Source organism: Flavobacterium sp. (assembly GCF_027484945.1).
GTDB lineage: Bacteria > Bacteroidota > Bacteroidia > Flavobacteriales > Flavobacteriaceae > Flavobacterium.
In genome coordinates, this window is record NZ_JAIXRZ010000063.1 from 78,103 (window position 1) to 91,212 (window position 13,110).

Annotated in this window: 14 protein-coding genes; 8 read left to right on the forward strand and 6 right to left on the reverse strand. The window is 39.1% G+C overall.

Annotated features, from left to right (window positions below; genetic code table 11):
* Window positions 1-133: 133 nt before the first annotated feature.
* From lptB to Q0039_RS09220, 4 genes are all read right to left on the reverse strand, one after another.
* The gene (lptB, locus tag Q0039_RS09205; protein WP_297511923.1) at window positions 134-874 is read right to left on the reverse strand and encodes an LPS export ABC transporter ATP-binding protein; all 741 of its coding nucleotides are present in this window, start codon (window positions 872-874) and stop codon (window positions 134-136) included.
* 69 nt (window positions 875-943) lie between these two features.
* Window positions 944-1,294 (reverse strand): carboxymuconolactone decarboxylase family protein, encoded by a 351-nt coding sequence (locus Q0039_RS09210; RefSeq protein WP_297511925.1) that lies wholly within the window; start codon window positions 1,292-1,294, stop codon window positions 944-946.
* Window positions 1,291-2,097 (reverse strand): twin-arginine translocase subunit TatC, encoded by an 807-nt coding sequence (tatC, locus tag Q0039_RS09215; protein WP_297511927.1) that lies wholly within the window; start codon window positions 2,095-2,097, stop codon window positions 1,291-1,293. The genes Q0039_RS09210 and tatC overlap by 4 nt, the downstream gene beginning before the upstream one ends.
* The gene (locus Q0039_RS09220) at window positions 2,097-3,062 is read right to left on the reverse strand and encodes a KpsF/GutQ family sugar-phosphate isomerase (RefSeq protein ID WP_297511929.1); all 966 of its coding nucleotides are present in this window, start codon (window positions 3,060-3,062) and stop codon (window positions 2,097-2,099) included. Before Q0039_RS09220 ends, tatC begins: the two co-directional genes overlap by 1 nt.
* A gap of 86 nt (window positions 3,063-3,148) precedes the next feature.
* Here Q0039_RS09220 and recQ point away from each other — a divergent pair, with 86 nt between their 5' ends.
* Window positions 3,149-5,344, forward strand: coding sequence for a DNA helicase RecQ (gene recQ, locus Q0039_RS09225; protein WP_297511931.1), 2,196 nt, complete (start codon window positions 3,149-3,151; stop codon window positions 5,342-5,344).
* Between the two features lie 134 nt (window positions 5,345-5,478).
* Here recQ and Q0039_RS09230 read toward each other — a convergent pair whose 3' ends face one another.
* Window positions 5,479-5,718: a hypothetical protein gene (locus tag Q0039_RS09230; RefSeq protein WP_297511933.1), complete on the reverse strand. Its 240-nt coding sequence runs from the start codon at window positions 5,716-5,718 to the stop codon at window positions 5,479-5,481.
* Window positions 5,719-5,782: 64 nt separating this feature from the next.
* On the opposite strand from Q0039_RS09230, the gene Q0039_RS09235 reads away from it, so the two are divergent.
* The 3 genes from Q0039_RS09235 (at window position 5,783) to Q0039_RS09245 (ending at window position 9,368) form a co-directional block, all read left to right on the forward strand.
* On the forward strand, window positions 5,783-7,303 hold the full coding sequence (locus Q0039_RS09235; protein WP_297511935.1) for a T9SS type A sorting domain-containing protein: 1,521 nt from the start codon (window positions 5,783-5,785) through the stop codon (window positions 7,301-7,303).
* Window positions 7,304-7,462: 159 nt separating this feature from the next.
* Complete coding sequence (locus tag Q0039_RS09240) at window positions 7,463-7,771, forward strand: DUF2891 family protein (protein WP_297511982.1); 309 nt, start codon at window positions 7,463-7,465, stop codon at window positions 7,769-7,771.
* 37 nt (window positions 7,772-7,808) lie between these two features.
* Window positions 7,809-9,368: an FAD-dependent protein gene (locus tag Q0039_RS09245; RefSeq protein ID WP_297511937.1), complete on the forward strand. Its 1,560-nt coding sequence runs from the start codon at window positions 7,809-7,811 to the stop codon at window positions 9,366-9,368.
* A gap of 12 nt (window positions 9,369-9,380) precedes the next feature.
* Here Q0039_RS09245 and Q0039_RS09250 read toward each other — a convergent pair whose 3' ends face one another.
* The gene (locus Q0039_RS09250) at window positions 9,381-10,487 is read right to left on the reverse strand and encodes a bifunctional methionine sulfoxide reductase B/A protein (protein WP_297511939.1); all 1,107 of its coding nucleotides are present in this window, start codon (window positions 10,485-10,487) and stop codon (window positions 9,381-9,383) included.
* A gap of 159 nt (window positions 10,488-10,646) precedes the next feature.
* Here Q0039_RS09250 and idi point away from each other — a divergent pair, with 159 nt between their 5' ends.
* From idi to Q0039_RS09270, 4 genes are read left to right on the forward strand one after another with little or no spacing between them, the layout of a single operon-like run.
* A complete protein-coding gene (gene idi, locus Q0039_RS09255) occupies window positions 10,647-11,174 on the forward strand; it encodes an isopentenyl-diphosphate Delta-isomerase (RefSeq protein WP_297511941.1) in 528 nt (175 codons plus the stop codon).
* Between the two features lie 2 nt (window positions 11,175-11,176).
* Window positions 11,177-11,587: a 6-carboxytetrahydropterin synthase gene (locus Q0039_RS09260; RefSeq protein ID WP_297511943.1), complete on the forward strand. Its 411-nt coding sequence runs from the start codon at window positions 11,177-11,179 to the stop codon at window positions 11,585-11,587.
* Window position 11,588: 1 nt separating this feature from the next.
* Complete coding sequence (locus tag Q0039_RS09265; RefSeq protein WP_297511946.1) at window positions 11,589-12,044, forward strand: peroxiredoxin; 456 nt, start codon at window positions 11,589-11,591, stop codon at window positions 12,042-12,044.
* Between the two features lie 58 nt (window positions 12,045-12,102).
* On the forward strand, window positions 12,103-13,065 hold the full coding sequence (locus Q0039_RS09270) for a type I phosphomannose isomerase catalytic subunit (RefSeq protein ID WP_297511948.1): 963 nt from the start codon (window positions 12,103-12,105) through the stop codon (window positions 13,063-13,065).
* Window positions 13,066-13,110 lie beyond the last annotated feature (45 nt).

Genomic DNA, 13,110 nt, shown 5'->3' on the forward strand with positions numbered 1-13,110 from the left:
GCGTGCCCCACGTTGCAAAAACTCGTTTTCTAAAAAACTCGTTTTTTCACCGGGGTCAGGCTTTTCGCAGTACGCACCTTCCTATTGTCTGGTGGGTACTTGCGGCAATCCTTCACGCATAGGAAGTAATCGATTAAAATTCTAGTTTCTTTTTACGTAACTCAAAATTTTGCCCCAAATAGACCTTACGCACCATTTCATCGGCAGCTAAATCTTCTGGAATCCCAGCCTTTAAAATTCCACCTTCAAACATTAAATAGGTTTTATCGGTAATGGCTAAGGTTTCTTGCACATTATGATCGGTAATCAATATGCCAATATTTTTATTCCGCAATTGCGCTACAATCCGTTGAATATCCTCTACAGCAACTGGATCAACACCAGCAAAAGGTTCGTCCAATAGAATAAATTTAGGATCAGTGGCCAAGGCTCGTGCAATTTCTGTCCGACGGCGTTCCCCTCCGGATAATAAGTCCCCGCGATTAGTTCGAATATGCTGTAAACTGAATTCATCGAGCAAACTTTCCATTTTGGCTTCTTGTTGCTCTTGGGTTAAGTTGGTTAATTGCAACACACTCATAATGTTGTCTTCCACACTCAGTTTCCGAAAAACCGAAGCTTCTTGAGCCAAATAGCCAATTCCGTGTTGCGCGCGCTTGTACATCGGATAATCGGTAATATTTAAATCATCGAGATAGATGTTTCCCGAGTTGGGTTTAACCAACCCCACAATCATATAAAACGAAGTGGTTTTACCAGCACCATTTGGACCCAACAGTCCGACAATCTCTCCTTGGTTAACTTCTACAGAGATTCCTTTGACTACCGCACGTTTTTTGTACGTTTTAATTAAATTTTCGGCACGTAATTTCATAGTACACTCAGTTTGCAAGGCAAGGTACTACAATTTTAAAAGTCGTCTTGCCTAAAAGCTGTTAAATGATTATTTTCCGTTTTCCTCCAAGGCTTCCCAAAATTCGTAAGCACGTCGCAAATGCGGGATCACAATAGTTCCACCAACTAAAGTAGCAATACTCATCACTTCCATCATTTCTTCACGGGTGGTTCCTTCTTTGTAAGCGGTTTCTAGATGGTATTTAATGCAATCGTCACAACGCAAAACTGCTGAGGCAACCAAACCTAAAAGTTCTTTTGTTTTTACATCGAGCGCTCCGGCACTATACGCATTCGTATCCAAATTGAAAATCCGTTTGAGTACTAAATTATTGTCAGCACTTAGCTTTTCGTTCATGCGCGAACGGTAATCGTTGAATTCGTTGACTAAATTACTCATGCTTTTTTCCTTTTTTCAACAAGAGCCGCAATTAATACGCTGGCCTCAAAAATTAATAACATTGGGATTGCTACGGTTATCTGACTCACCACATCGGGAGGAGTAACAATAGCGGCTATAATTAATACAATGACTATAGCATATTTACGGTATTTACGTAAAAATTCAGCCGAAACGATTCCTAGTTTTGCCAAGAAATAGATGATAACCGGTAATTCAAAAAATAAACCACTCACGATAACCGAGGTTTTTATCATGCTGATATAAGATTCTAAATTGAATTCATTTTTGACAACATCACTAATTGAAAATGTGGCTAAAAAATTTAGGGTCATTGGCACAATTACAAAGTAGCCAAAGAGCACGCCTAAAAAAAATAGAAGGGAGGATACAAAAAGGAATACTCTTACATTTTTCCGCTCTTTTTCATACAGTGCTGGTGCAATAAAATTCCAAAACTGCAGCAGTATATAAGGAAAAGCCAAAATAAATCCGGCGGTGATGCAAATCCAAATAAATACATTCACTTGGCCTTCCATTGCGGTATTTTGAATCACGAAATTTAATTCGGTAATACAAATGCTTTCTGCAAAACCAACATAATGGGAAGCTTCACAAAACAATCGATAGGTGATAAAATTAGGGTCAGTGGGCCCAAAAATAAGGGTATTGAAAACAAAATCTTGAAAAAAGTACACCCCAATAGCCATAAGAATTATCGCTAAAGTGCTGCGAACCAAAACCCACCGCAGTTCCTCCAGATGCTCCATGAAGGACATTTCTTTGTGTGCCTTTTTTGCCATTATACGACGCCTTCTTTTAAGATATCATGCAAATGGATCACCCCTTTATAATTTCCTTCATCAAGAACAATAAGCTGTGTGATGGAATAGTTTTCCATGGTGTTCAAGGCATCCACGACCAAGGAATCCGAGTGAATATGTTTCGGGTTAACCGACATAATATCTTGTGCCGTTAAACCGGTAATGGTTTCAGTAGTATTGAGCATGCGACGAAGATCACCGTCGGTTATGATTCCTACAATTTTTTGTTCCGAAAGTACCGCGGTAACTCCCATACGTCCTTCCGAGATAGAAACAATTACATTTTTAATGCTGGTATCTGGAGTCACGGCTGGTCGCCTTGAAGTATCCAATAAATCGTTGACTTTGAGTAATAATTTTTTGCCCAAAGCACCTCCAGGGTGATACAAGGCAAAATCAGCTGCTGTAAAGTTGCGCATTTCAATTAAACATACTGCCAAGGCATCGCCCATAGCTAGTTGTGCAGTAGTGCTATTGGTTGGAGCTAAATTATTGGGATCTGATTCTGCAGCTACCCAAGTATTTAAAACAAAGTGCGAAGCTTTACCTAAATACGAATCGGGGTTGCCGGTCATTCCAATTAAAATATTGCCGTTTCGTTTTAATAAGGGTGCCAAAACTTTAATCTCTGGACTGTTTCCGCTTTTGGATATACATAAGATAGCATCAGCAGCTTGTACCATACCTAAATCGCCGTGAATGGCTTCAGATGCATGTAAAAATAATGCTGGAGTACCGGTAGAATTTAATGTAGCAACTATTTTTTGAGCGATAATTGCACTTTTACCTATACCCGTTACTACCAAGCGTCCTTTCGATTGATAAATTAATTCGGCTACCTTAACAAAGGTATCGTCAATAAAATCAGTCAGTTTGGCAATAGATTCACTTTCGGATATAAGTGTCCGTTTTGCACTGTTTAGGATGGCTTCTTTCGTTATCAAAATGAAATGTTATAAAATTTGTACGTACAGAAGATTGTTGTATATTTATGGTTGCAAATTTAGATAAAAATACCCGTAACTTAAGAATGAATTCAAACGAAATTGATATCCATGGTGCATTAAAAAAGTATTTTGGTTTTTCACAGTTTAAAGGATTGCAAGAGAATGTAATCCGAAGTGTGATTGGTAAACAGAATACCTTTGTTATCATGCCTACCGGTGGCGGAAAGTCATTGTGTTACCAATTACCAGCATTACTGCAAGAAGGTACTGCTATTGTAGTTTCTCCCTTAATTGCCTTGATGAAAAATCAAGTAGATGCCATTCGAAGTTTGTCAGCAACCGAAGGTGTTGCCCATGTATTGAACTCCTCATTAAATAAAACAGAGGTCAATCAAGTAAAAAAAGATATCCTTAATGGCGTCACAAAATTATTGTATGTGGCTCCAGAATCGCTAACAAAAGAGGAATATGTTGCATTTTTACAATCGGTTCCTATTTCGTTTGTCGCAATAGATGAAGCGCATTGTATTTCTGAGTGGGGGCATGATTTTCGTCCAGAATACCGTAATTTACGTTCAATAATCAAGCAGTTAGGCAACGTTCCGGTGATTGGTTTGACCGCTACTGCTACTCCAAAAGTACAGGAAGATATCTTGAAGAATTTAGACATGACGGATGCTGCCGTGTATAAAGCTTCGTTTAATCGCCCCAATTTATACTATGAAGTGCGAACCAAAACCAAAAATGTAGAGGCCGATATCATTCGTTTTATTAAACAAAACAAAGGAAAGTCAGGAATTATCTATTGTTTGAGTCGCAAGAAAGTAGAAGAAATTTCAAATGTGCTTCAAGTTAATGGGATTAGCGCGGTTCCGTATCATGCAGGGTTGGATGCAAAAACGCGCGCCAAACATCAAGATATGTTTCTTATGGAAGATGTTGAATTGGTGGTGGCAACCATTGCATTTGGAATGGGGATTGATAAACCCGATGTGCGGTTTGTTATTCACCACGATATTCCCAAGTCACTTGAAAGTTACTATCAAGAAACGGGTCGAGCAGGTCGTGATGGTGGAGAAGGACATTGTTTAGCCTATTATTCCTATAAAGATGTTGAAAAGCTCGAAAAATTCATGGCGGGTAAGCCCGTTGCTGAACAGGAAATAGGGTATGCCTTATTGCAAGAGGTAGTTGCTTATGCCGAAACCTCCATGTCGCGGCGTAAGTTTTTACTCCACTATTTTGGGGAAGAGTTTGACTCTGACACCGGAGAAGGTGCCGACATGGACGATAATGTTCGTAATCCAAAGTCCAAAATCGAAGCAAAAGATCAGGTAAAAATGCTGTTGGAAGTAGTACGCGATACCAAACATTTATACAAATCCAAAGAAATCGTTTTTACGTTAATTGGTCGTGTAAATGCTACAATTAAAGCTCATCGTACGGACTCTCAACCATTTTTCGGATGTGGAAAAGCCTTTGATGAACGGTATTGGATGGCGTTAATTCGTCAGGTTTTAGTTGACGGGTTTTTGAACAAAGACATAGAAACGTATGGGATTTTAAAGGTGTCTGAATTAGGGCACGCATTTATTGAAAATCCCAGCTCATTCCTGATGTCAGAAGATCATGAATACAGTGAAAGTGAAGACGATACGATAGTGGCTGCTGCAAAATCTTCAGGAACTTCCGATGAAGTTTTAATGGGTATGTTAAAAGAATTACGTAAAAAAGTAGCCAAAAAATTAGGGGTACCCCCATTTGTGGTATTCCAGGATCCTTCGCTTGAAGATATGGCTTTAAAATACCCGATAACCATCGATGAATTGACAACTATTCATGGGGTAGGTGAAGGAAAAGCAAAAAAATATGGAAAAGACTTTATTGAATTAATCGCACGTTATGTTGAAGACAATGATATCATTCGTCCCGATGATTTGGTGGTAAAGTCTACGGGAGCCAATTCGTCGAATAAGTTGTATATCATTCAAAATATTGACCGAAAGTTATCACTCGAAGATATTGCTTCAGCGAAAGGGATGAATATGGATGCTTTATTAAGGGAAATGGAGCAGATCGTGTATTCGGGTACCAAACTAAATATAAATTATTGGGTTGATGAAATTTTAGACGAAGAGCAACAGGAGGAAATCCATTCTTATTTTATGGATTCTGAAACCGATCATATTGAAGAAGCTCTACGCGAGTTTGATGGCGATTACGATATTGAAGAACTCCGATTAATGCGAATAAAATTTATAAGTGAAGTGGCTAATTAAATAGCAATTTGGCACATTGTTTAAACCGTAATTTGAGTAATCGAGTTACGGTTTTTTTAATTCGTTTCGGAGGAAGTTGAATTGAAAAGGTGTCTAAAAAAGCAATTCAAAATTCAAAATTTATAATTTAAAACTTATAATTCATAAACCACTCCTCGATGAGGTTTTAAGCTGTCCCGTATCGAAATCATATCGGTTTCTTCAACAACCATATAAGCGATTGCATGCATTTCATTTACGATTTCAAAACCCGTAAGGTTACAATCGAATTGTTCCAGTTCAATATATTCTTTCAAATGTTTTTCATGATGCTCAGCTGTTTTGGCCCCAGCAGGTCCACGGAAATCCCAAATAAGTTTTATTTTTCGTGTCATTGTTTAACGAACGGTTAGCAAATGTTTCGTATTTTTTGTATGTTTGGAACGTAAACATAAAAAGATGAAACAAAAGTACATATTATTCGCATTGATTGCTACAATCACTCTTAATCTAGGGCAAGCACAACAAAATTATGTTGTAAATTCAATTCCCTACGTGCCCTATCAAGCAGCAGCGAATACCTTGAATACGTCAGATGATTTGCATTCATCAATAATTGCTTTGCCATTTACATTTGATTTTTACGGTTCCCAATACACTAGTATTGTAATTAGCACTAATGGATATATCACATTTAACACTGGATTAGCCAATACGTCATCGCAGTGGTCGTTTAATGCAGCAATTCCTACTACGTTAATTACGGCGCGCAATGCCATTTATGGAGCCTACCATGATATGTACAATAATTTTCCTAGTTCATTTGGTTCGATAACTTATGGGGTATACGGAACAGCTCCCTACCGAAAGTTTATCGTGTATTTTAACCAAAATCCATTGTTTTCTTGCAATACAATAAAAAGCTCATTTCAAATGGTATTGCATGAAACCTCCAATTTAATTGATGTGATTCTTGTCGATAAACAAAGTTGTCCAACTTGGAATAGTGGCAATACCGTTACTGGAATTATGAATACAACCGGTACAATGGGACTCACACCTCCGGGTAGAAATACAGGAAATTGGACCGCTTTTCAAGAGTCTTGGCGCTTTAGCCGCCCTGGTTATTATTCAAATTATATGTATGTAGTTTGTGATCCTAATAACGATGGAATCGGCGAATACAATACAGCAACTATTCAAAACGACTTATTTGCTGTAAGTCCGAATACCGTTCAATTATTCGCTACTCAAGCAGATGCTTCAACGCAAAGCAATCCAATTTCGGGTCCGGTTTACACTTCGCTTTCGAACCCGCAAGTTATTTACGCTGTTTTTAATGGACAAATAAAATCGGTAATTTTAAATGCGGTTGATTGTACGCAAGATTTTGATTTGGATACCGTGCCAACCGATCTAGAAGATGCTAACAATGATGGGAATTTAAATAATGATGATACCGATGGAGATGGAATTCCGAACTATTTAGATAATGATGATGATGGCGATTTTATATTAACGAGTGTAGAATATGTTTTTATTCGTTCAACAACCACGGCATCTTTAGATACTGATAATGACGGAACACCCAATTATTTGGATAACGATGATGATGGCGATGGTGTTTTAACCTATTTAGAAGACTATAATGGTAATGGAAACCCCGCTGATGACGATACCAACGCCAATGGGGCTCCCGATTACCTAGAAAGTGGAGTTGCATTGGGGCTTACACAAAATCAAACCCAACTTTTTTCTATCTATCCTAATCCGGTTGATCATGTATTGACCATACAAAATGATCATGCTGCAACCCTTGAGTCGGTAATGATTTATAATAGTAACGGGGTTTTGGTCAAACAATGGACTGATAGCACTTCATTAACGTCAATTCCTGTAAGTGATTTAGCTGCGGGTTTGTATTTGGTTCAAGTTAAAACCAGCGCAGGTACCCAAGCTTTGAAATTTATTAAACGATAAATTGAATTTATAATTTCTTATAGAAGGCCGATAGTAGTATCGGCCTTTTTTTTACCTTGAGATAAAATTTACTTCCACGAAAACCCGTTTAATTCTCCTGTTTTTAGGATTTTGTATGTTAGCTAATTCCCAAAAGCTTACCCTGGAACGCGCCAATGGATTAGCACGCTTACCCAAGATGAAGCTTGCCCCTTTGTTTGGGAACCGAGTGGCACCGATTTTCTTTCACCAGGTGTTGTAAGTAATCGTACCGATGGGCATTTGGTGTATTTAGACCGATTGAATTTTGGTCGGGCGTGGAATTTATATCGGTTGGCAAATGATTATCCCAAAGATTTTGGTCACCTTAAATTCGTGGCACAAACGCATTTCAATTATTCGTTATCCGTAATAGTAGATGGGAATTATGAGGGTGAGCACTGGTTGGCCTCTTTTGCGCTCCTAGCTTTTGACGCAGCAAAGGAGTAGCATTTTTCAATAGAAATAAAAAAACTACTTTTGTGGTATGCCAAGAGAACTTCAATTTCAAGTTACCCCCGAAGTAGCTGCACAATCCGAGTTGCTGCACAATCAGGTAGCGCGATTAATACATGTTGCAGCCGATGATATTCAAAAAGTCATCATTTTAAAACGCAGTATTGATGCACGGCAACGCACGGTTAAAGTTACGATTAAGGCAACCATTTATTTTAATGACGAATCGATTCCTTCATCCGAAGTTTCCTTACCCGATTATACGGATGTAAATCATAAAAGGCCTGTATTGGTTGTGGGAGCTGGACCCGCAGGCTTGTTTGCTGCTTTGCATTTAATTGAAAAAGGGTTAAAACCCATTGTCATTGAACGCGGAAAAGACGTTCGTGGGCGTCGTCGGGATTTGAAAGCCATTAATCGCGATCATGTAGTTGATACCGATTCTAATTATTGTTTTGGCGAAGGGGGCGCAGGAACCTATTCAGATGGTAAATTGTATACGCGTTCAAAAAAACGAGGAGATATCGATCGAATCCTCCGTTTATTGGTCGGATTTGGTGCTTCGCCCGAGATTCTTGTTGAAGCGCATCCTCATATTGGAACCAATAAACTTCCTCAAATCATTCAAAAAATTCGCGAAACCATAATTCACTTTGGGGGTGAAGTACTTTTTGACTCACGGGTGACGGATATTTTAATTGCCAATGGCGAAGTGCAAGGTGTTGAACTCCAGAATGGACAACGCATTGAAGCTAAAAAAATGATTCTGGCTACCGGACATTCTGCTCGAGATATTTTTGAACTCTTGAATCAAAAACAAATTCTTATTGAAGCGAAACCCTTTGCGCTAGGGGTGCGCGCCGAACATCCCCAAACGCTAATTGACCAAATTCAATATTCCTGTGACTTCCGTGGTGAATATTTACCACCTGCGCCGTATTCTATTGTGAAACAAGTGAACGGTCGAGGGATGTATTCGTTTTGTATGTGTCCGGGTGGGGTAATTGCGCCTTGTGCGACGAGTCCTGGAGAAGTAGTTACCAACGGATGGTCGCCCTCTAAGCGTGATCAAGTAACTGCCAATTCAGGTATTGTTGTAGAATTGCGCTTGGAAGATTTTAAACCTTTTGCTCAATTTGGTGCGTTGGCAGGATTGGAGTTTCAGAAAGCGATTGAACAACGCGCTTTTCAGTTGGCAGGTCAATCCCAAAAGGTACCTGCGCAACGTATGGTCGATTTTTCGCAAAAGAAACAATCTTCAGATATTCCGAAAACATCCTATGTCCCGGGAACCACATCAGTAGAATTGGGAGCGGTGTTCCCGCCCTTTTTAACACAGATCATGCGGGAAGGATTTGTGCAATTTGGAAAATCCATGAAAGGCTATTATACCAACGAAGCAATTTTGCATGCGCCCGAGAGTCGCACTTCATCACCCGTTCGAATTCCGCGCGATCCTCAATCACTAGAACATTTGCAAATCAAAGGCTTATATCCTTGTGGTGAGGGTGCAGGTTATGCGGGTGGGATTCTTTCTGCAGCTATTGATGGCGAGAAATGTGCGCAAAAGATTGCGGAACTCTATGCCTAAAAAAAGCCCAAATTAATGGGCTGATTTATTTTTTAAGCGTGCTTTAAATATTTTTTCAAATTTTTCAACTTTGGGTCGCACCACCATTTGGCAGTACGGTTTGTCGGCGTTGTTGGCGTAGTAATTTTGGTGGTACTTTTCTGCAGCCCAAAATTCGTTCAAAGGTTCTAGTGTCGTCACTATTTTTGAGGGGTAGACCTTTTCTTCATTTAAGGTATGTATTAACGATTCTGCTGCTTTTTTTTCTGCTGCATCTTTGTAAAAAATTACCGAACGGTATTGTGTACCCACATCAGCACCTTGACGGTTTAAAGTAGTGGGGTCGTGGACGGTAAAAAAGACTTGATAAATTTCGTCTAAATTGGTTTCGTTTGGATTGTATGTGATTTCAACTACTTCTGCAGCACCTGTTTTACCCGTACAAACTTCTTCATAACTCGGATTGTTAACGGAACCACCAGCATATCCTGAAACTACTTTTTCAACACCTTTTAAATTCTGGTATATGGCTTCTACACACCAAAAGCATCCACCACCTAATACGACGGTTTTTAATTGTGCTGCTTTTTCAGCAGCATCGGGTAAAAAATCCAGCGAAACAGCGTTCATGCAATACCGTTTACCGGTAGGTTCGGGGCCATCGTCAAACAAATGACCAAGATGGCTATCACAACGGCTGCAAAGAGCTTCAACGCGCTGCATTCCGAAAGAATTATCAGATCGAAACCATATACTTTTGGGATTGTCTTGTTCAAAAAAACTGGGCCATCCACAGCTGCTCACAAATTTTTGATTGGAACGAAATAATTTGTTGCCACAGGCTGCACAATAATAGGTGCCTTTGGTTTCACTCTTCCAAAGGGAACCTGTAAAAGCCCGTTCAGTATCTGCATGGCGCGCTACCTCATACAAATCGGGTGGCAGTACTTTTTTCCATTCTGCATCGGTAAGTACTAATTTATGGGTGTCTGTATTTGAATAATACGGATTTTCTGGTTTTTGAATTGCATTTTCCATGGTTTTCGCAGTGTTATTTGTTGCCTTTTCTGAATGGGATTGACCACAAGCAGCGAGGGTAATTAGTAGGCATAGGGTTAATAAGTAATAGCATGTTTTCATAATATTGGAAGTCAAAGTGAACAAAGTTATAGTCTATTTCTTTACAAAAACGTTTGTAAGTACTCCTAGCGTATAGTTTAAGGAAAGTTTAACGCTTGTTTTTAAAACTTCAACACTTTTCGACCATAAAAATTGTACATTTGACCATTATCACCTTTTATGAAAGAGGAACAAGTAGTTTTAGTTACCATCAACGATGAGCCCATTGGCTTAATGAATAAGTTGGAAGCTCATGAAAAAGCAGTTTTGCATCGGGCATTTTCCGTTTTTGTTTTGAATGACAAAAATGAAGTAATGTTGCAACAACGCGCGCAGCACAAATACCATTCGCCGTTATTATGGACCAACACCTGTTGTAGTCACCAACGCGCTGGTGAAACCAATATCGAAGCGGGTAAAAGACGTTTGGAGGAGGAAATGGGTTTTGTGACCGAACTCAAAGAATTATTCCACTTTATTTATAAAGCGCCCTTCGATAATGGATTAACAGAACATGAGCTTGATCATGTGATGATTGGTTATTACAATGGCGAACCTGCAATCAATCGCGATGAGGTGGAGCATTGGAAGTGGATGGATATTGAAGCTATTCGGGTTGATATGAAAAGCAATCCTGAGCATTACACTGTATGGTTTAAAATCATATTTAACGAGTTTTATCATTACCTAGAAGACCATAAATTATAATCATGCGTGTAACCGTTTCTCGTAAAGCTCATTTTAATGCCGCTCACCGCCTTTATCGTAAAGATTGGACGATGGAGCAAAATGACGCGGTTTTTGGCAAATGCAATAATCCAAATTATCACGGGCACAATTATGAATTAATTGTATCGGTAACCGGTGAAATTGATCCCGAAACAGGCTATGTAATTGATGTGAAAATTATCTCCGATTTGGTGAAAACCTTGGTAGAAGATGCTTTTGATCACAAAAACTTGAATTTAGACGTTCCCGAGTTTTCTAATTTAAATCCAACCGCTGAAAATATTGCCGTAGTAATATGGAACAAACTTCGTCCCCATATTAGTGCCGATAAAGCATTAGAAGTTGTTTTATATGAAACTCCACGCAATTATGTAACTTACAAAGGGGAATAAGATGGCATTAAAAGTTGGTGATACCGTATCTCAATTTTCTGGTCTTGATGCCTTTGGAAAGACCTTTGATAGTTCGACTTATTTCGGAAAAAAATGGCTTGTCGTTTATTTTTATCCCAAAGATGATACCCCAGGATGTACTACCCAGGCGTGCTCGTTTCGTGATGCCTATCAAGATTTTACCGATTTAGGGGTTGCAGTAGTTGGAATCAGTTCTGATAGTGTACCTTCACATTTGAAATTTCAATCCAAATTTAATTTACCTTTTATATTATTGGCCGATACCAAAAAAGAAATTCGCAAACTCTTTGGTGTGCCGAATGATTTTATGGGGTTACTCGATGGTCGGGCTACATATGTTATCGGATTAGATCAGAAAATTCACTACATTTTTGATTCTATAGGAGGTAAACGGCATATGGAAAACGCGTTAGCCTTTTTAAAATCGGTAATTTAGACCTTCTCCAGTACATTTTTGCCGAAAACCCTGTATTTTTGTAACTTAAACAATTTGCATGGATTGGTATCCCTTTGTTTTTCAACCTATTCTAAAAGAGCGTATTTGGGGCGGCACGAAACTTCGTGATCTACTGCATAAGCCTATTACCTCTGCTTTAACGGGTGAAAGTTGGGAAATTTCGACTGTTCCAGGTGATGTGAGTGTGGTTGCCAATGGTGTTTTAGCTGGAGTGGATTTAAATACACTGATACAGCAAAATCCAGAAGGACTATTGGGTAAAAAAGTGACGGCTCAATTTGGTTCGCAATTTCCCTTGCTTTTTAAGTTTTTGGATGCGCGCGAAGATTTATCGATTCAAGTTCACCCCAATGATGCCCTAGCAAAAGCGCGCCACAATTCATTTGGAAAAACAGAAATGTGGTATGTAATGCAAGCTGATGCCACGGCCCAACTCATCGTTGGATTTAAAGAAGATTCAAATGCAACAGCCTACCAAAATGCCTTGAATCATCATCAGGTAGTTGATTTATTGCAACAGTATCCCGTGCAAAAAGGCGATGTGTTTTTTCTAGAAACGGGAACAGTTCACGCTATAGGTGCTGGAACGCTAATTGCCGAAATTCAGCAAACTTCAGATATTACTTATCGCATTTACGATTTTGACCGACGGGATGCGCAGGGCAATTTACGTGAATTGCATACTGAATTGGCTCTAGATGCTATCAATTACAATAAAACGTCAAGTAAACAAAACTATGACCGTATTCCAAATGTTGCGAACGTCATGGTTGATTGCCCATTTTTCACAACAGCGTTACTTCCGTTAAATGGCAAAGCTTCCTGTAACCGTTCTGGAGAATCATTTACAGTTGTAATGGTTGTTGAAGGTGAGGCACTTTTAACCTATTGCACTGGTTCAATGCCTATTCATAAAGGAATGACGGTTTTGCTTCCGGCTGGTTTGGGATTAGTGCATTTGGAAGGACAAGCAGAACTATTAGAAATTACAATTTCCTAACGGCAATCCGAAGATTATCCTTAACTTTGCAAAAAATTTAAAAAT